Source organism: Bacillus sp. C1, assembly GCF_054570475.1.
Window position 1 is genome coordinate 443,229 of sequence record NZ_JBTMZT010000001.1, and the last position, 18,125, is coordinate 461,353.

Below are 18,125 nucleotides of genomic sequence, written 5' to 3' on the forward strand. Positions count from 1 at the left end.
ATAAATATGAAAAGATTACTCCTCGTTAACGGTCCTAATCTAAATCGCCTTGGTGTTCGAGAGGTGAATGTATATGGAAAAGGAACATTAGCGACACTTGAAACAGAGATGAAGCAAGAAGCAGAGACATTGGGAGTGGAGTTAGAATGCTTTCAATCGAATCATGAAGGTGCTCTTATTGATATCATTCATGAGGCAGATGACACATATGAAGGGATCATTCTAAATCCAGGAGCATTTACGCATTATAGCTATGCGATTCGAGATGCGATTGCAAGCATTTCGATTCCAGTTATTGAAGTACATATTTCTAACATACATCAGCGGGAATCATTTCGTCATGAATCTGTGACGGCAGCAGTAGTAGCAGGGCAGATTGTTGGATTTGGTTTTTATGGCTATAAGTTAGCGCTATTTGCATTGTTGGAGAAACTTAGGGAGGCGTAAGATGATGGAGAAGGTCACGAAGTTAAGAAGTGCATTTGGTGAAAATGGTATTGATGGTATTTTATTAACGAATGAATATAGCCGCCGATATATGACGAACTTTACAGGGACAGCTGGTGTTGTACTTATTTCGAATGAACGTGCTCTATTTATTACAGATTTCCGCTATGTAGAGCAAGCTGGTAAGCAGGCTGCCAGTTATGAAATCGTACAGCATACTGGACCAATTCTTGATGAAGTTGCGAAACAAGTGAAAAACTTGGGGATTCAAAAGCTTGGCTTTGAGCAAGATACACTTACATATAGCTCTTATGTGGCACATAAGGAAGCGATTGAAGCAGAATTTGTTCCGACTTCTGGGCTTGTAGAAAAGTTACGCTTGATTAAGACGGATTCAGAGATTAAGATATTAAAGGAAGCTGCACAGATTGCAGATGCTGCCTTTGAACATATTCTATCATTCATTCGCCCAGGCGTATCTGAAATTGAAGTGTCAAATGAACTTGAATTTTTCATGAGAAAACAAGGGGCAACGTCTTCTTCGTTTGATATTATCGTTGCTTCAGGACTTCGTTCAGCGTTGCCGCATGGTGTGGCATCTGAAAAAGTGATAGAAAAGGGAGATTTCGTAACATTAGACTTCGGTGCTTATTATAAAGGATATTGCTCTGATATTACGCGTACGATTGCAGTTGGCGAACCATCTGATCAATTAAAAGAAATTTATAATGTCGTTTTAGAAGCACAACTTCGTGGTGTAAACGGCATTAAAGCTGGTTTAACTGGTCGTGAAGCTGATGCATTAACACGTGACTACATAACGGAAAAAGGATACGGTGAATATTTCGGACATTCTACTGGGCATGGAGTGGGTCTTGAGATTCATGAAGCGCCGGGCTTAGCGTCTCGTTCTGAAACGGTACTTGAGCCAGGAATGGTTGTAACAGTAGAACCGGGCATTTATATTCCAGGTGTTGGCGGTGTACGTATTGAAGACGATATTATTGTAACAAGTGAAGGTAATGAAGTAATCACGAAATCTCCAAAAGAACTTATTATTTTGTAATACACAGGAGGATTTTTTGCATGATTTCAGTAAATGATTTTCGTACAGGTTTAACAATTGCGGTGGATAACGGCCTTTGGCAAGTTCTTGATTTCCAACACGTAAAGCCAGGTAAAGGCGCAGCGTTCGTTCGTTCTAAATTACGTAACCTTCGCACAGGTTCTGTTCAAGAAAAAACATTCCGTGCTGGTGAAAAAGTAGAAAAAGCACATATCGAAAACCGTCGTATGCAATACTTATACGCGAGCGGTGAGTCTCACGTATTTATGGATAACGGAACTTATGAGCAAATTGAACTTGGTGAAGTTCAAATCGAGCGCGAGCTAAAATTCTTAAAAGAAAACATGGAAGTATCTATTATGACATACCAAGGCGAAGTACTTGGTGTTGAGCTTCCAAATACTGTTGAGTTAAAAGTTGTAGAAACAGAACCAGGTATTAAAGGTGATACAGCTTCTAACGTAACAAAACCAGCTACATTAGAAACGGGCCTTGTTGTCCAAGTACCAATCTTCATTAATGAAGGTGAAATGCTTATCATTAACACAGGTGAAGGTAAATACGTTTCTCGTGCGTAGTAGAAAAAGCACTCGTGATGATCACGAGTGCTTTTTTATGTGAAATAAGGTAGATAATAAATGATGGTTACAATAAGGCTAATACCGACAAGAGATAACGTGCTCATTATGTATGGATTTAAAGTGATTGCGAATGGTTTGATTTCACCTGTTTCCACACCTGTCAAGCCTTTATATACAGCATGATCCATATTAGCATTGCGAGATATATTCATTATCGTTAACCATGTAATCGCAAGTATAGCTAGACTTCCTAGAAAAAACGTCTCCATAAATGGCCAACCAACTGTTTTTGAAAAAAAGTAAATTGCGATTACCTCTAATGTAAGTGTAATAAAAAATTTTATTGCCTTCATTCCGATACCCCCTCATTTTGTAATTTCCACCAATAAAAAAAATCTTCGCGAGTTATAACGTGCAATACACAAGAGGATTTAGTTTCTTTTTCTAAAGCAGCATGCTCATCTGGAAATTGCTTTTCTACATGCAATGAAATATAAGGCAATTTTTCCTGCGCTTTTTGAGAGCGAATATTGGTAGTTTTTGCACCAGCAAATACGTATGTAAGATCTAATTCTTCAAATGCAATTTTAAAAATCGCTTTTTTAGCGGCTTCATTGTACCCCTGTCCCCAATAAGGATAACCGAGCCAACTCCCGATATGAGCATGCTTTTTTTCGTGATTTATACGTTTGAGTGTTGTGATGCCGATCGCCTCTTTTTTCTCATTCATAATCATTTTTGATAGAGCGCGATTATGTTGTTCTTCTTCCATTGCAAAACGAATAAATGATTTTGTATCTTCTACTGTTTCTACTTGTATTCCTAGGGCGTCTTGCACGTGTGAGTTACTTGATAAAGTAAAAATGATCTCTGCATATTGTAAATGGAGTGGTAATAAGGTGACACGCTTCATAAAAAACCCCCTTTTCAATAAATATAACATAAAATAATGTAAATATTCAGAATTTTGACGGTTGGTAATGTGAAAAAATTTGTTTTTACTTCTGAAATAGACAACCACAGCATATGGTTGTACAAATATATTCTTTTTTAGGATACAGCCTTTTCAATAAGTTTGAGAAGCCGTTTGAAAAGGGATTGTTAGGAGAGAAGGTGGGAGAATGAAACAGTGGCTAGCGGCAATGGAAACATCCGTGCTTGTCATGGGGTTGCTTCGGTTGTTTTCAGGTAGTGCGGAAATCTTCGCCGCTTTGCTGATGCTCTATGTGAATGATGCAAAAAAAGCATTGTTTATAAATGGTATGTTGGCATTTGTTGGACCGACTGTATTAATTGTAACGATGTCAATTGGAATTGCGAGCGTTGCGAGTGAAATTTCTTTTTTAAAGCTTTTTTTTCTAACTCTTGGAATTGGCTGTATTTTTATTGCTGTGTTGAAATAGTAAGTCAAGTATGGTGGGGAGAAGCCGATGAAAGAAGTATTAGAGGTTTTACCAAAAACGATGAAACAGTTCATTGAAGGCTGTGAGCGATATAGCGCGTTAGAAGAAATTCGAGTTCGGATCGGAAGACCACTTGAATGTATTGCACATGGAGAAGTGTATTTTTATGACTATATCGTCACAGGAGAGGATGCTATCTATTTATTGAATAAGCTGAGTCAATATTCCATCTATACGATAGAAGAAGAGTTGAAGCGCGGATATGTTACTTTACGCGGTGGTCATCGAATTGGCTTAGCTGGAAAAGTGATTACAGAGAAAAGTGCAGTAAAAATGATTCGGGATGTGTCATCATTTAATATTCGGATTGCCCGTCAAAAAATTGGAATTGCTGAGCCGCTCTTGCCTTATTTGTATGATACACATTGGCTGAATACGATGGTCATTGGACCACCGCAAACAGGGAAAACGACACTTCTAAGGGATGTTGCACGTTGCATGAGCCAAGGGGTTCGTTCTTATGAAATTCCTTCTTGTAAAGTGGGGATTGTTGATGAGCGTTCAGAAATTGCGGGATGTGTAAAAGGGATTCCGCAATATGAATTTGGTCCACGTGTTGATGTACTTGATGCATGCCCGAAGACAGAAGGAATGATGATGATGATTCGTTCCATGAGCCCGGATGTATTAATAGTGGATGAAATTGGGCGTATGGAAGATAGTGAAGCGATTATGGAGGCAGTTCATGCAGGTGTTCAGCTTTTTATAAGTGCTCATGGATTTTCTTTCGATGATGTAATGAGGAGACCGTCTTTAAAGGCTGTGATGGAGCTTGGGGTATTTGATCGCTTTATTGAATTATCGAAAGCAAGGGGGCCGGGCACGGTGGTTCAAGTAAAGGATAGAGAGGGGAAACCGGTTCAAAAACGAGGGAAGGTTCAAAGTGTATGATAAAAATTTTTGGTGCGGTGTTAATTGTAGCAGTTACTACTTTCTTTGGTTTTTCGTACGCGAAAAGATATAGTGAACGCCCGCGTCAACTTAGGCTTTTAAAGGCAGCGCTGCAATCGCTAGAAGCTGAAATCATGTATGGGCATACACCTTTATCAGAAGCGGCGGAACGTTTAGTAAAACAAATGCCAAAGCCATTAAATTGGATATTCCAAAGTTTTTCAAAGCAACTAGAAAGTGGCGAGAAAACCGTTAGGGATGCTTGGTTTGAAAGTTTACAAGAAAATTGGAAGCTAACTGCATTTAAGCAAACCGAATATGAAATTTTACAGCAATTTGGTGAAACGTTAGGACAGCATGATCGTGAATCGCAGCAAAAGCACATTCGTTTATGTATTACACATTTAGAAAGAGAAGAGGGGGAAGCGAAAGCGCTACAACTTCAATATGAAAAGATGATAAAAAGTTTAGGAGTATTAGCGGGGCTACTTATCGTAATTTTATTGCTATAGGGGGGAGAAAGGCGATGTCCATCGATGTTGGATTAATATTTCAAATCGCCGGAATCGGCATTGTGCTAGCTTTCATTCATACAGTATTAAAAGAGTTAAAGCGGGAGGATATTGCAAACTGGGTGATTCTTGTCGGTTTTGTCGTTATTTTATTTCATGTTGCATTTTTGATTAATACTTTATTTGACAAGATTAAAAGTGTATTTCTTTTCCAGTAAAGGAGGCGATTCGAATCGAGATTTTACAAATTGTCGGATTGGGCCTCGTCGCAACGTTTTTAGCAGCTGTACTAAATCAACATAAATCGAGTATTACTACTTTGTTTATTGTGTTTATTGCAAGTGTAATGTTTTTACTATTAATTGATCAAATCCATTCTATTTTAAGAATGATTGAGCGAGTTGCAAGTGAAGCGAAAGTTAGTAATGTATACGTAGAAACTTTGCTGAAAATCATTGGGATTGCCTATATTGCTGAGTTTGGAGCGCAAATTACAAAGGATGCTGGTCAAGGGGCGATTGCTTCGAAAATTGAGTTAGCGGGGAAAATTTTGATTCTTGTTATGGCAATTCCTATATTAACGGTTGTCATTGAAACGATTCTTGGTTTTTTACCTACAGGATAAGGAGGAGTGAATGTTGCGGAGGGTTGGAATGAAGCTGCTGTTTGCTTGCTTCCTTTTCTTTTCTTTACCAATTGTTGTACAAGCTTCTCCTGTAGATAAAAACGTTGTAGATCAGCAGTTGGATAAACTCGGAATCGAAGATGTGAAGCAGTATTGGGATGGACTTGTTACGAAATATGGAGGCTATTTACCAGAAAGTCAAAAGGGAAGCTTTATGGAATTTGTAAAGGGAGAAAAGGAATTTTCAATAAAAGAATGGATGATCGGGTTATTAAAATATTTATTTCATGAACTTATTGCAAATGGAAAGCTGCTTGGAACGCTCATTATGCTCACTATTTTTAGTGCGTTATTACAGTCTTTACAATCCGCTTTTTCAAAGAGTAGTGTGAGTAAAATTGCAGATGCAGTTGTATACATGGTGCTCATTATTTTTGCTTTAAATAGTTTTTATGTGGTAATGACATATGCGCGAGAGACGATTCAAACGATGGTAGATTTCATATTAGCTCTACTACCTATTCTTTTAGCGCTCATAGCGACAGGGGGCGGAGTTGTATCGGTATCATTCTTCCATCCAATCATTATTTTTTTAATGAATACAAGCGGGCTGCTGATGAACTATATTGTACTTCCACTCTTATTACTTGCGACAATTTTAAGCATTGTAAGTACAATGAGCGATCAATATAAAGTTACGAAATTGTCCAAGCTCTTGCAAAATGTAAGTGTTGGGATCATCGGGATCTTTTTAACTGTTTTTCTAGGTGTATTATCTGTACAAGGCACAGCAACAGCAGTTGCTGATGGAATTGCTGTTAAAACCGCAAAGTTTGTAACGGGGAACTTTATTCCTGTGGTAGGACGGATGTTTACAGAGGCAGCAGATACTGTCATTAGTGCTTCTGGATTGTTAAAAAATACGGTAGGGATTATCGGGCTTATTATTTTATGTTTAATAGCGGCTTTTCCAGCCATTCAAATTTTCTGCATTGCTTTTATTTATAAATTTGCAGCGGCAGTATTGCAGCCAGTTGGCGGAGGAGCGATTATTCAGTGTTTAGATATTATCGGACGGAGCATTATTTATGTCTTTGCTTGTTTAGCTATCGTATCTTTTATGTTCTTTTTAAGCATTACGATCATTATTGCAGCGGGGAATATTACGCTTATGATGCGATAGGGGGCGAGAGCTATGCAATATATTACAGAATGGATTCGAAATATTATTGTTTTTTTGCTTCTAGCAACAATGCTTCACCTTATCCTTCCTAGTTCTAATTTGCAAAAGTATGTCAAATTTGTCGTGAGCTTATTGTTAGTCGTTTTAATCTTGACGCCGCTATTTAAGTTGTTACAAACAGATGTAAATGAAGTGATAGCGAATTTTAACCAAGAAAAATATGTAGCGAACGGATCAATAAAAAATTCAATTGATGAAAAGAAAAAAGAAATACAAGCTCTAACACGTGCATATAGTTTAGAAGAGATGGCTGTCAAAATGAAAAAAGAAGTCGGAAAAGAATTTGAAAAAAAGTATGGATTGACAGTGTCTGAAATAAAAGTAGTCGCAGCCGAAGCTAAGGAAGAAGTAAAAACAGCGAAGGATATTCAATCGGTTATTGTGACATTAAAAGAAACGGAATCGAAAAAAAATGATGCAATTGAAACGGTAAATCCAATTGAAATTGATACGACAGAACCACGAAAAACTTCGGAAGAAACAACTGTAGAAATGAAAGAGTTCTTTTCAAACCAGTGGCAGCTAGAGGGGAAACAAATCCAAGTTCAAATGGAAGGGGGGACAGGTAGCATAAATGGACAATAAAGATAAAAATTCGAAATTCTCATTTTTTCGCAACTTATTGAAAGGGGACGCAAAAGATGACAAGGAGAAGGGGAAAAAGGTAACACCGAAGTTTTTGCTTGTCCTACTCATACTTGGAATGTTGCTTATGTTTTCTAGTAGTTTCTTTGGGCCGAAAAAAGAAGAAGTACCTGTGTTTAAAGAAAAGACAAGTCAAGGTGCAGAAAAAGATGTGCCGACCTTTGGTCAAAAAAATAACGAGAATATGTCAGCTGTAGAAAAATATGAAAAAGCGTATGAACAAGAATTAAAAACGGCGTTAGAAGATATAACGGGTGTAAAGGATGTCTCTATTGAGGTCAATCTAGATTCATCTGAACAAAAAATACTTGAAAAAAATATTGTAAAGCGATCGCAAACAACAGATGAAACAGATAAAACAGGAGGCAAAAGGCAAGTTGAAGATGAATCAACGGATGAAAAAACCGTAATTATCCGCGAAGGTGATAAAGAAACTCCGATTGTACTGCGAACAGAGAAACCGAAAGTACGAGGTGTCCTTGTCGTAGCAAAGGGAGTGGATAATATACAAATAAAAGCGATGGTAAAGGAAGCAGTGACACGTATGCTTGATGTGCCATCACATCGCGTTGCAGTACTACCAAAAAAGGGTTAGGGAGGAAATAAAGTGTTAAAAAAACAAACGGTTTGGTTGTTAACAATGCTCAGTTTAGTTGTTGTGTTATCTGTTTATTATGTAACAACGCCGGATAAGATGAACACTGCAACACCAACAGCAGGTGAAAAGATTGGACAAGAAAAGCAAAGTGTTGAAAAAGAAGTTACGAAAGAAACAACGAATAAAGAAACGAGTCAAAGCGAGGGAACAAAAGAAACATCCAATAAAGAAACAGAGAAAAAAGATGGTAGTAAAAAAGAGACAAGTAAAAAAGAAAGCAATGTAACAGTACAATCAAGTGATGAGAACTTTACAGCTTTACGTATGCAATTGGAGGATCAGCGTAGTGTAGAGAAAGAAAAATTGCAAGATGTTATGAAATCAACAAAATCTTCTGCTGAAGAAATAAGTAAAGCAAAAGATGAATTAAATGCCATTGATAAGATGCAAGTAAAAGAAGGATTGCTGGAAACTGTTATCAAATCACAAGGTGGCTATAATGATGCGCTTGTAAGAGCAGATGGAAACGATATTAAAGTAACAGTAAAAGCTGCAAAGCATTCTCAAAAAGAAGCAAATAAGATTATCCAACTTGTTCGAAGTGAGGCTGGATCAAAAGATATAGGTGTCAAGTTTGACCCTGTTAAATAAAATATAGTATGTAGTAATACTAAGAATACTAGAAAAAGGCTATCGTTTTCGATAGCTTTTTTCTAGTTCATCTTTTCGTGTTGTTTCCGTATTTTCTAGAGGGAAAGGAGAAATACGCTGCGAATAAAAAATTAAAGGTTCGTGGTAATGGTGGTTACTTTTTCCGCATTTTACATGAGTGAAGACGACAATAAACCAGACTAATACAGCTGGAAGGAATAAGATGAGCCAGATCATATTTCTGCACCTCACTACAAGATTTTTTACTTTACCTTGAACATACTATTCGTATGTGAAGGAAGGATGAACGGCTTGTAAATAAAAAAATAATATTTGGTAAAAAATATGTTTTGCTAAATTAATAAATGCAGGGGTACATAAAAAGAAACCTTTGTTAAGTGGGAGCGGGGATCCGTCCATGCATAGAAGCGGTCAGAGCCTTTTTTGGCTCCATGACAAGTTTAAAATGAAGAGAGAAAATTTCTGTTATTTTTCATAGTTTTAATCAAAGAAAAACATGTTTTTTCTGAAGTGGTCTTGCCAATTTTGAGTGAAACTTGGTATTATTACTAGGTAATAATTTTTTGGTGGAATAATATTTTTACAGGAGTTTCAATTTATTGTAAAGAAATATAAAATTGGAATGTTAAAAATATTTATCGTAAAATAGAAATAATCTGGCTAGTAGAATCAGCGTATTTTTACAATCAAAACAGTTGTATACATGTTGGTATTTGTAAAAACGGGACAAACAAGTGTATGGGAGTGGATTTTACATGTTTAAAATTCAAGAAGTTCGTGAACTAATTAAATTAATTGATAGCTCTAACATTGATGAATTTGAATACAAAAAAGATGGCGCGACAATTAAAATGAAAAAGCGCGGTAATGAAGTGGTTTCTGTACAAGCGGCCCCAGTAACGAAGCAAGCTGTGGAAATTGAAACTGCGGTAGCAGCGGCCCAAGTAGAAGTACCGAAGCAGGAAGAGAAGAAAGTCGTTCAAGATGAGCAGCTACATAAAATCGTATCGCCGATGGTAGGAACATTCTATTCTTCTTCTTCTCCTGATACACCTCCATATGTAAGTGTTGGAGATCGAGTGTCGAAAGATTCTATTGTATGTATCGTTGAAGCGATGAAGTTGTTTAATGAGATTGATGCGGATGTAGAAGGAGAAATTGTTGAAATTCTTGTGAACAACGGACAACTTGTTGAGTATGGACAACCGCTATTTCTTGTAAAAGCGTAATAAGGGAGTCTTTGTGATGATAAAAAAAGTATTGATAGCGAATCGTGGGGAAATTGCTGTACGAATTATTCGTGCTTGTAAAGAGATGAATATTGAAACAGTAGCTATTTATTCAGAGGCGGATAAAGAATCACTTCATGTACAAATTGCAGATGAAGCGTATTGTGTTGGGCCGACGATGTCAAAAGAAAGCTATTTAAATTTAACAAATATTATAAGCGTAGCAAAATTAACAGGTTGTGACGCAATTCACCCAGGTTATGGGTTTTTAGCCGAAAATGCTGATTTTGCAGAATTATGCCGTGAATGTAACTTGATTTTTATTGGACCTAGTCCAGAAGCGATTTCAAAAATGGGTACAAAAGATGTTGCGCGTGATACAATGAAAGAAGCAGGGGTTCCGATTGTACCGGGTTCACAAGGGATTATAAAGAATACAGAAGAAGCGCTTGAGCTTGCAAGTAAAATTGGATATCCCGTTATTATTAAGGCAACTGCAGGTGGCGGTGGAAAAGGTATTCGTGTTGCACGTCATGAAGAGGAGCTTATAAAGGGGATTCAAATTACACAGCAAGAAGCTAGTACCGCTTTTGGGAACCCTGGTGTATACTTAGAAAAGTACGTTGAAGATTTCCGTCATGTTGAGATTCAAATAATGGCAGATGCACATGGCAATGCGATTCATTTAGGAGAGCGTGATTGTACAATTCAGCGCCGTTTGCAAAAACTATTAGAAGAAAGTCCTTCTCCTGCTCTAGATGCAAATATTCGTGAGCAAATGGGAGAAGCTGCTGTAAAAGCTGCAGTAGCAGTTAATTACACAGGTGCTGGTACTGTTGAGTTTATTTATGAATATAAAACGAAAAGCTTTTATTTCATGGAAATGAATACGCGAATTCAAGTGGAACATCCGGTTACAGAGATGGTGACAGGGATAGACTTAATTAAAGAGCAAATTCGTGTTGCTTCAGGAGAAAAGTTATCGTTACAGCAAGAAGAAGTACAATTTAGTGGCTGGGCAATTGAATGTCGAATTAATGCGGAAAACCCTGCCAAAAACTTTATGCCATCTCCAGGGAAAGTAGACATGTACTTACCACCAGGAGGATTTGGCATTCGCGTCGATTCAGCTGTTTATCCTGGGTATTCCATTCCACCTTTTTATGATTCGATGATTGCAAAATTAATTGTTCATGGGAAAACACGTGAAGAAGCAATTGCAAAAATGAAACGAGCGCTTAGTGAATTTGTCATCGAAGGCGTACATACGACAATTCCGTTCCATTTACAGTTGCTAGATCATCCTGATTTTATAAAAGGGGAATTTAATACGAAATTTTTGGAAGAGCATGAACTTGTGACGCAGTGATACATTTAAAGGAGGTTTTTTTCATGGCTGAACATATGCTAGATATGGGTCAAGATACAACCCTTGGAAAAGTAGAAATTGCACCGGAAGTAATTGAGGTAATTGCAGGTATTGCAACTGCTGAAGTAGATGGTGTAGCTACAATGCGTGGCAACTTTGCTACAGATGTTGTTGAGAAGTTAGGCAAGAAAAATCATGGTAAAGGTGTAAAGGTTGAACTAGTAAACGAAGATATTATTGTTGACGTTTATGTTGTTATGTATTTTGGTGTAGCAATTCCAGTTGTTGCACAAAAAATTCAAGATAATGTTCGTCAAGCGCTCTTTACAATGACAGGTCTTGAGCCAAAAGAAGTGAATGTTCACATCGTTGGCGTAACTTTTGAAACACAAAAAACAGAAATCGAACCAGTGTAAAAATGGAAAGGTGCCTCGCAAAATGGCACCTTTTTTCACGTTTCATTTCTTCATAAATCCCCTCCTGTAATTATTATACTATTTAAAAAAATAAGAAATATAGAAAGGGAAATACGCTTTTTTTCAAAAAACGTACATTGTGATATGATATGGAACTTGAAGTTAATCTTTTTATTATTTTTCAGCCTTATAACTCGTGTATGAAACGATAAATTGTGGTATTATCATTGTATTATAAAGTTGAAAAATCAATGAAAACTGTAAGAGTAAGTAAATTGACGGCTTATAAATTATAATAATATAACAAAACATAAGGAAAGACTTGAAGTATAAAGGAGAGTTACAATGAAACGTAGGACGGCTAGAGAAAGAGCCATGCAAGCATTATATCAAATGGACATTACTGGTGAGTTAGAGCCGAAAGTAGCGGTGGAAAATACGCTAGAAGAAGGCGAAGAAACAAACGAATTTTTAGAATCACTTGTTGTTGGTTTTGTAGAACATAAAGAAGAAATTGATGAAGTAATTCGTCAAAATTTAAAGAAGTGGAAATTAGAACGTATTAGTATTGTGGATCGCAGTATTTTACGTTTAGCTGTGTATGAAATGAAGTACATGGAAGAAATTCCACACAATGTAACGATTAACGAAGCGATTGAAATTGCTAAAACATTTGGGGATGAGGAATCTCGTCGTTTTATAAACGGCGTTTTATCTAATATAAAAGATACACTGTAATTTCTTTAAGGGGGAATCTTAAAATGGTAGCAGTAATCATCAAAGGAAATGAAGTTGCGGAGAAAAAACGAACACAATTAAAAGAAGAAGTTGTGAAGTTGAAAGAACAAGGGATTGTACCAGGATTAGCTGTTATTTTAGTTGGGGAAGATCCAGCTTCTCGTTCCTATGTAAAAGGAAAAGAAAAAGGCTGTGAACAAGTTGGAATTTATTCAGAGCTAATTGAATTTCCAGATACTCTTACAGAAGAGCGTTTGTTAGCTGAAATCGATCGCTTAAATGAAGATGACCGTATTAATGGTATATTAGTACAATTACCTTTACCAAAACATATTGAAGAGAAAGCTATCATTGAAAGAATTTCGCCTGAAAAGGACGTGGATGGATTCCACCCAATCAGCGTTGGTCGTATGATGACAGGGCAAGATACGTTCCTTCCATGTACGCCACATGGTATTGTTGAATTAGTAAAAGAAACAAATCTGGATATTTCCGGAAAACATGTTGTTGTAATTGGAAGAAGTAATATTGTTGGAAAGCCAGTGGGACAATTATTTTTAAATGAAAATGCAACTGTAACATACTGTCACTCTAAAACGAATAATATAAAAGAATTATCCAAGCTAGCCGATATCTTAATTGTAGCTGTTGGAAGACCAAAAATGGTAACCGCTGACTACATTAAAGAAGGCGCAGTTGTGATTGATGTTGGTGTTAATCGTTTAGAAACAGGGAAACTATGCGGTGATGTTGACTTTGATAATGTACTGGATATCGCAGGCTATATTACACCAGTACCAAAAGGAGTCGGTCCAATGACAATTACAATGCTCCTTCATAATACAGTTGAATCTGCAAAACGCGCTTTGGTTGTTTGTAAATAATTTAAAGCGGCTATGAGGAGAGAGAGATGGAAAAGCAATATTTAACCGTTACAGCATTAACACGCTATATAAAAACAAAAATAGAGTATGACCCGCATTTGCAGTCTGTTTGGTTAAAAGGAGAAATTTCAAACTTTAAATATCATAGCCGTGGCCATATGTATTTTACATTAAAGGATGAAAATGCAAGGATAGCAGCGGTTATGTTTGCAGGGCATAATCGTAATATAAAATTTAGGCCAGAAGATGGAATGAAGGTACTTGTGAAAGGGAAAATCTCTGTCTATGAAGCGAGTGGTTCCTATCAAATTTATGTTCATGACATGCAGCCTGATGGGATTGGTAATCTTCACTTAGCCTATGAACAATTAAAGGTGAGGCTAGAGGAAGAAGGGTTGTTTTCTCAAGTATACAAACAAACAATTCCGGCATATGCAAAAACGATTGGAGTTATTACCTCACCAACTGGGGCAGCGATTCGTGATATTATAACAACGATTAAACGCCGTTATCCAATTGGAAATGTAATTGTGTTTCCGGTACTTGTACAAGGGGAGTCTGCGGCTCCCTCAATTGTACAAGCGATTCAAACAGCAAATGAGATGAAAGACATAGATGTATTAATTGTTGGTCGCGGGGGCGGCTCTATTGAAGAGTTATGGGCCTTTAATGAAGAAATGGTTGCAAGGGCGATTTTTACAAGCGAAATTCCAATCATTTCAGCGGTTGGACATGAAACTGACTTTACAATTGCAGATTTTGTAGCAGATTTACGTGCGCCAACGCCAACAGCGGCAGCAGAACTTGCAGCACCCAATATACTTGAAGTACAAGAGAAAGTGTTGCAACGAACGCTTCGTCTGCAAAGAGCCATGCGAGAGATAATACATAAAAAGCAAGAACAACTGCAAACACTTCAAAAATCGTATGCGTTTCGTTATCCAAGACAAGTATATGAACAAAAAGAAGAGCAGTTAGATCGCACTCTTGAGCAGCTTATTTTAGCAAAAGAACGCTATATAGAAAAAAAGGTAAATCAGTTAAAACAGCTCTCATTTTATTTGGAAAAGCATCATCCTTCTCAGCAGATTTTACAAACAAAGACAAGGATGCAAACACTGCAGAAACAATTACAGCGTGAAATGCAAACATTACTACAAACGAAAGAATTTGCGTTTATGACAGCGGCTCAAAAACTAGAAGCATTAAGTCCGCTTAAAGTAATGATGAGAGGCTATGGGCTTGTATATAGTGAGAAAAAGCAAGTGTTAAAAAGCGTGAACGATGTGGTTCTTGGTGATGTTGTTTCAGTCCAATTACAAGATGGAGTTTTAGATTGTAACGTATCGGGCATAGAGGAGCGTGAATTGAACAATGGAAAATAAATTAAGCTTTGAAGAAGCGATTTCTCAGCTTGAACATCTCGTTTCTAAGCTCGAACAAGGCGATGTTCCTTTAGAAGAAGCAATCTCATACTTTAAAGAAGGTATGGAGTTGTCTAAGCTATGTGATGAGAAGTTGAAAGATGTACAAGAACAAATGGCAGTTATCCTTGGAGAAGATGGAGAACTCAGTCCATTTACTGCTGTAGGAGATGAAGCATAGTGACATATGTAGCCTTTGATGCTTTTGTGAAAGACAGTAAAACTTTCGTAGAAGAGCAGCTTGTATACTATGCAAATCAATTACAGTGTCCAAATGTACTTCGTGAAGCGATGATATACTCATTGGAAGCGGGGGGGAAACGTCTCCGCCCGTTACTTTTATTTGCAACGTTGCAAGCATTTGGAAAAGGAAGAGAACTGGGCATAGGAGCAGCTTGTGCTCTTGAAATGATTCATACGTATTCGTTAATTCATGATGATTTACCAAGTATGGATGACGATGATCTAAGACGAGGAAAACCGACAAATCATAAAGTATTTGGTGAAGCGATGGCTGTTTTAGCGGGCGATGGCTTATTAACATATGCTTTCCAAGTGGTGACAGAACATAATCATCAAGATGTTTCTGCTGAAACAAAATTAAGGCTTGCACTGGAACTTGCAAAAGCAGCTGGACCAGAGGGAATGGTTGCCGGACAGGTAGCGGATATGGAGGCAGAAGGAAAGCAACTCACACTTAATGAGTTAGAATATATTCATAAGCATAAAACAGGTCGGTTGTTAGAGTATGCCGTACTAGCAGGATCGCTACTTGCAGGAGCAACAATAGAGCAAGAAGAAAGACTACTTGCATTTGCAAAATATATTGGGCTAGCTTTCCAAATTCGAGATGATATTTTAGATGTAGAAGGAACAGAAGAAGAGATTGGAAAGCCAATTGGTAGTGATGCTTCCAATGAAAAAAGTACATATACTACATTATTTACTATAGATGAAGCGAAGTGTATCTTAGATGAAACGATTGCTAAAGCGAAAGATGCGATCGCACCTTTACAATTGCAAGATGAATATTTACTATCTATTTGTGATTTAATAGCAAAGCGTAATAACTAATATAGAAGCGTTTTCATTTGTTGAGTCATTCATCATTTTGTGGTATAAATGTAGAAAAAGGTTTTTCTTTTTTGTTATTGGCAAAAATATATCTAGATTACGTTGCCGTTATCACATTGTGTTAGCGGCTCTTTTTTTCATTAGGTAGTATGAATACATCTTGGAACCGAGTGGCTTCTTAATAAAAAGAGATGATTTACTTTCTTAGAACATAGAGAAGAATAGAAAATTGTTTGCCAAAATAGGGTAGAATAGAGTAATAGGAAAAATAATAAAGAATTTCTTGTGTTGTGCAAATATTTTTTATAATATTTGACATGTTGACAGATTATGAAATGAAAGTGAGTGATCCATGTGGATCTAACGCAAATTCAAAACCCTAGTTTTTTGAAAGATATGTCTATCAGCGAACTAGAGGCACTGAGTGAGGATATTCGGAAGTTTTTAATTGAAGAGCTTTCTCAAACAGGTGGACATATTGCTCCTAACCTAGGTGTAGTAGAACTCACAATTGCTCTGCATAAACTATTTGATAGTCCAAAAGATAAATTTTTATGGGATGTAGGACATCAATCCTATGTGCATAAAATTTTAACAGGGCGTGCAAAAGAGTTTGGCACATTAAGACAATATAAAGGTCTATGTGGGTTCCCAAAACGTTGCGAGAGTGAGCATGATGTATGGGAAACAGGTCATAGTTCGACTTCATTATCTGCTGCGATGGGAATGGCTCTGGCACGTGATTTAAAGAAAAAGAAAGAATATGTTATACCGATTATAGGCGATGGTGCTTTAACAGGCGGAATGGCTTTAGAAGCATTAAATCATATTGGACATGAAAAAACAGATATGATTGTTATTCTTAACGATAATGAAATGTCGATTGCCCCGAATGTTGGTGCTCTTCATAATGTACTGGGCCGTTTACGTACAGCTGGGAAATACCAGTGGGTGAAAGATGAATTAGAGTATTTGCTTAAGAAAATTCCGGCAGTTGGTGGGAAGGTTGCAGCAACGGCAGAAAAAGTAAAAGATAGTTTGAAATATTTACTCGTATCAGGCGTCTTTTTCGAAGAGCTAGGGTTTACATATTTAGGTCCTGTTGACGGGCATAGTTATGAAAACTTATTTGAAACGCTTCAATATGCAAAGAAAACAAAAGGACCAGTACTTGTTCATGTCATTACGAAAAAAGGAAAAGGTTATAAACCTGCTGAAAGTGATGTTATTGGAACTTGGCATGGAACAGGACAATATAAAATTGAATCGGGAGACTTTGTGAAACCGAAAGAAGTTGCACCAGCATGGAGTTCTGTTGTGAGTGAAACAGTTCGTAAGCTTGCCAGAACGGATGAGCGTATCGTTGCGATTACACCGGCGATGCCAGTGGGTTCTAAACTTGAGAATTTTCATAAAGAGTTTCCGAATCGTATGATTGATGTAGGAATTGCTGAGCAACATGCAACGACTATGGCCGCTGGAATGGCAACGCAAGGAATGAAGCCATTTTTAGCAATTTATTCAACTTTCTTGCAGCGTTCATATGATCAAGTTGTTCATGATATATGCCGTCAAAACTTAAATGTTTTCATTGGAATTGATCGTGCAGGCTTAGTTGGAGCAGATGGCGAAACGCATCAAGGTGTGTTTGATATTGCGTTTTTACGCCATTTACCGAATATAGTACTTATGATGCCGAAAGATGAAAATGAAGGTCAGCACTTAGTGTATACGGCGATGCAATATGAAGATGGGCCAATTGCGCTGCGTTATCCTCGTGGAAATGGACTTGGTGTTCAAATGGATGAGGAATTCAAAGCGATTCCAATTGGTACATGGGAAACATTAAAAGAAGGTACGCAAGTAGCGATTTTAACATTTGGTACAACAATTCCGATGGCGATGGAAGCGGCGGAGCGTCTTGAAAAAGCTGGCGTTTCAGTAAAAGTCGTAAATGCTCGCTTTATTAAGCCGATGGATGAAACATATTTACATGAACTACTAGGAAAGAACATGCCTATTTTAACAATTGAAGAAGCTTGTTTGATCGGTGGATTTGGTACGGGTGTAGTAGAATTCGCGACTGAGCACGGATATCATAGTGCTTTAATTGAACGTATGGGCATCCCGGATCATTTCATTGAACACGGTAGTGTTACAAAGCTATTAGAAGAAATTGGTTTAACGACAGATGCTGTTGTGGACCGTATTCATACAATGATTCCATCAAAACAAAAAAGGGCGTAAC

Annotated in this window: 24 protein-coding genes; 21 read left to right on the forward strand and 3 right to left on the reverse strand. The window is 37.3% G+C overall.

Translation table 11 applies throughout. The annotated features are described in order from the left end of the window. The first annotated feature begins 6 nt into the window (after positions 1–6). Genes aroQ through efp form a run of 3 tightly spaced genes read left to right on the forward strand, consistent with a single transcriptional unit; the run spans position 7 to position 2,091 of the window. Positions 7–447: a type II 3-dehydroquinate dehydratase gene (gene aroQ / locus ACX5JI_RS02375; RefSeq protein ID WP_459499499.1), complete on the forward strand. Its 441-nt coding sequence runs from the start codon at positions 7–9 to the stop codon at positions 445–447. Between the two features lie 4 nt (positions 448–451). Beyond that, on the forward strand, positions 452–1,513 hold the full coding sequence (pepQ, locus tag ACX5JI_RS02380; protein ID WP_459500260.1) for a Xaa-Pro dipeptidase: 1,062 nt from the start codon (positions 452–454) through the stop codon (positions 1,511–1,513). Between the two features lie 20 nt (positions 1,514–1,533). Beyond that, positions 1,534–2,091 carry an elongation factor P gene (gene efp, locus ACX5JI_RS02385; protein WP_459499500.1) on the forward strand — a complete coding sequence of 186 codons (558 nt, stop codon included), beginning with the start codon at positions 1,534–1,536 and terminating at the stop codon, positions 2,089–2,091. A 35-nt stretch (positions 2,092–2,126) separates the two neighbouring features. On the opposite strand, the gene ACX5JI_RS02390 is transcribed toward efp, so the two are convergent. Together ACX5JI_RS02390 and ACX5JI_RS02395 are read right to left on the reverse strand one after the other, a co-directional pair. Then, entirely contained in the window at positions 2,127–2,447 is a 321-nt protein-coding gene (locus ACX5JI_RS02390; protein WP_459499501.1) for a hypothetical protein, read from the reverse strand. Continuing rightward, the gene (locus tag ACX5JI_RS02395; protein WP_459499502.1) at positions 2,444–3,007 is read right to left on the reverse strand and encodes a GNAT family N-acetyltransferase; all 564 of its coding nucleotides are present in this window, start codon (positions 3,005–3,007) and stop codon (positions 2,444–2,446) included. Before ACX5JI_RS02395 ends, ACX5JI_RS02390 begins: the two co-directional genes overlap by 4 nt. Before the next feature lie 208 nt (positions 3,008–3,215). On the opposite strand from ACX5JI_RS02395, the gene ACX5JI_RS02400 reads away from it, so the two are divergent. From ACX5JI_RS02400 to ACX5JI_RS02440, 9 genes are read left to right on the forward strand one after another with little or no spacing between them, the layout of a single operon-like run. Then, a complete protein-coding gene (locus tag ACX5JI_RS02400; RefSeq protein ID WP_459499503.1) occupies positions 3,216–3,497 on the forward strand; it encodes a YqhV family protein in 282 nt (93 codons plus the stop codon). A gap of 27 nt (positions 3,498–3,524) precedes the next feature. After that, positions 3,525–4,448: a stage III sporulation protein AA gene (spoIIIAA, locus tag ACX5JI_RS02405; RefSeq protein ID WP_459499504.1), complete on the forward strand. Its 924-nt coding sequence runs from the start codon at positions 3,525–3,527 to the stop codon at positions 4,446–4,448. Further along, positions 4,445–4,960: a stage III sporulation protein SpoIIIAB gene (gene spoIIIAB, locus ACX5JI_RS02410; RefSeq protein ID WP_459499505.1), complete on the forward strand. Its 516-nt coding sequence runs from the start codon at positions 4,445–4,447 to the stop codon at positions 4,958–4,960. Before spoIIIAA ends, spoIIIAB begins: the two co-directional genes overlap by 4 nt. Before the next feature lie 14 nt (positions 4,961–4,974). Then, positions 4,975–5,178 carry a stage III sporulation protein AC gene (gene spoIIIAC / locus ACX5JI_RS02415; protein WP_000020914.1) on the forward strand — a complete coding sequence of 68 codons (204 nt, stop codon included), beginning with the start codon at positions 4,975–4,977 and terminating at the stop codon, positions 5,176–5,178. A 20-nt stretch (positions 5,179–5,198) separates the two neighbouring features. Continuing rightward, the gene (gene spoIIIAD, locus ACX5JI_RS02420; RefSeq protein WP_459500261.1) at positions 5,199–5,585 is read left to right on the forward strand and encodes a stage III sporulation protein AD; all 387 of its coding nucleotides are present in this window, start codon (positions 5,199–5,201) and stop codon (positions 5,583–5,585) included. Between the two features lie 10 nt (positions 5,586–5,595). Beyond that, on the forward strand, positions 5,596–6,768 hold the full coding sequence (gene spoIIIAE, locus ACX5JI_RS02425) for a stage III sporulation protein AE (RefSeq protein ID WP_459499506.1): 1,173 nt from the start codon (positions 5,596–5,598) through the stop codon (positions 6,766–6,768). 12 nt (positions 6,769–6,780) lie between these two features. After that, positions 6,781–7,413, forward strand: a complete 633-nt coding sequence (gene spoIIIAF / locus ACX5JI_RS02430; RefSeq protein ID WP_459499507.1) for a stage III sporulation protein AF — start codon at positions 6,781–6,783, stop codon at positions 7,411–7,413. Continuing rightward, positions 7,403–8,068, forward strand: a complete 666-nt coding sequence (gene spoIIIAG, locus ACX5JI_RS02435; RefSeq protein WP_459499508.1) for a stage III sporulation protein AG — start codon at positions 7,403–7,405, stop codon at positions 8,066–8,068. The genes spoIIIAF and spoIIIAG overlap by 11 nt, the downstream gene beginning before the upstream one ends. A 12-nt stretch (positions 8,069–8,080) precedes the next feature. Beyond that, positions 8,081–8,722, forward strand: coding sequence for a SpoIIIAH-like family protein (locus ACX5JI_RS02440; RefSeq protein WP_459499509.1), 642 nt, complete (start codon positions 8,081–8,083; stop codon positions 8,720–8,722). 39 nt (positions 8,723–8,761) lie between these two features. Here ACX5JI_RS02440 and ACX5JI_RS02445 read toward each other — a convergent pair whose 3' ends face one another. Continuing rightward, entirely contained in the window at positions 8,762–8,959 is a 198-nt protein-coding gene (locus ACX5JI_RS02445) for a DNA recombination protein RecO (RefSeq protein ID WP_459499510.1), read from the reverse strand. A gap of 539 nt (positions 8,960–9,498) precedes the next feature. On the opposite strand from ACX5JI_RS02445, the gene accB reads away from it, so the two are divergent. The 9 genes from accB to dxs all read left to right on the forward strand — a co-directional run bounded on the left by accB (position 9,499) and on the right by dxs (position 18,124). Beyond that, the gene (gene accB / locus ACX5JI_RS02450; protein WP_459499511.1) at positions 9,499–9,972 is read left to right on the forward strand and encodes an acetyl-CoA carboxylase biotin carboxyl carrier protein; all 474 of its coding nucleotides are present in this window, start codon (positions 9,499–9,501) and stop codon (positions 9,970–9,972) included. Positions 9,973–9,988: 16 nt separating this feature from the next. Next, positions 9,989–11,341, forward strand: a complete 1,353-nt coding sequence (accC, locus tag ACX5JI_RS02455) for an acetyl-CoA carboxylase biotin carboxylase subunit (protein WP_459499512.1) — start codon at positions 9,989–9,991, stop codon at positions 11,339–11,341. Between the two features lie 23 nt (positions 11,342–11,364). Beyond that, positions 11,365–11,757, forward strand: coding sequence for an Asp23/Gls24 family envelope stress response protein (locus ACX5JI_RS02460; RefSeq protein WP_459499513.1), 393 nt, complete (start codon positions 11,365–11,367; stop codon positions 11,755–11,757). Between the two features lie 345 nt (positions 11,758–12,102). After that, on the forward strand, positions 12,103–12,495 hold the full coding sequence (gene nusB, locus ACX5JI_RS02465) for a N utilization substance protein NusB (protein WP_459499514.1): 393 nt from the start codon (positions 12,103–12,105) through the stop codon (positions 12,493–12,495). A 23-nt stretch (positions 12,496–12,518) separates the two neighbouring features. Beyond that, positions 12,519–13,379 (forward strand): bifunctional methylenetetrahydrofolate dehydrogenase/methenyltetrahydrofolate cyclohydrolase FolD, encoded by an 861-nt coding sequence (gene folD, locus ACX5JI_RS02470; RefSeq protein ID WP_459499515.1) that lies wholly within the window; start codon positions 12,519–12,521, stop codon positions 13,377–13,379. A 26-nt stretch (positions 13,380–13,405) separates the two neighbouring features. Beyond that, on the forward strand, positions 13,406–14,764 hold the full coding sequence (gene xseA / locus ACX5JI_RS02475) for an exodeoxyribonuclease VII large subunit (protein WP_459499516.1): 1,359 nt from the start codon (positions 13,406–13,408) through the stop codon (positions 14,762–14,764). Then, on the forward strand, positions 14,754–14,984 hold the full coding sequence (gene xseB / locus ACX5JI_RS02480; RefSeq protein ID WP_026589991.1) for an exodeoxyribonuclease VII small subunit: 231 nt from the start codon (positions 14,754–14,756) through the stop codon (positions 14,982–14,984). The genes xseA and xseB overlap by 11 nt, the downstream gene beginning before the upstream one ends. Next, the gene (locus tag ACX5JI_RS02485) at positions 14,984–15,877 is read left to right on the forward strand and encodes a polyprenyl synthetase family protein (protein ID WP_459499517.1); all 894 of its coding nucleotides are present in this window, start codon (positions 14,984–14,986) and stop codon (positions 15,875–15,877) included. Before xseB ends, ACX5JI_RS02485 begins: the two co-directional genes overlap by 1 nt. Positions 15,878–16,231: 354 nt before the next feature. Next, a complete protein-coding gene (dxs, locus tag ACX5JI_RS02490) occupies positions 16,232–18,124 on the forward strand; it encodes a 1-deoxy-D-xylulose-5-phosphate synthase (protein ID WP_459499518.1) in 1,893 nt (630 codons plus the stop codon). Position 18,125 lies beyond the last annotated feature (1 nt).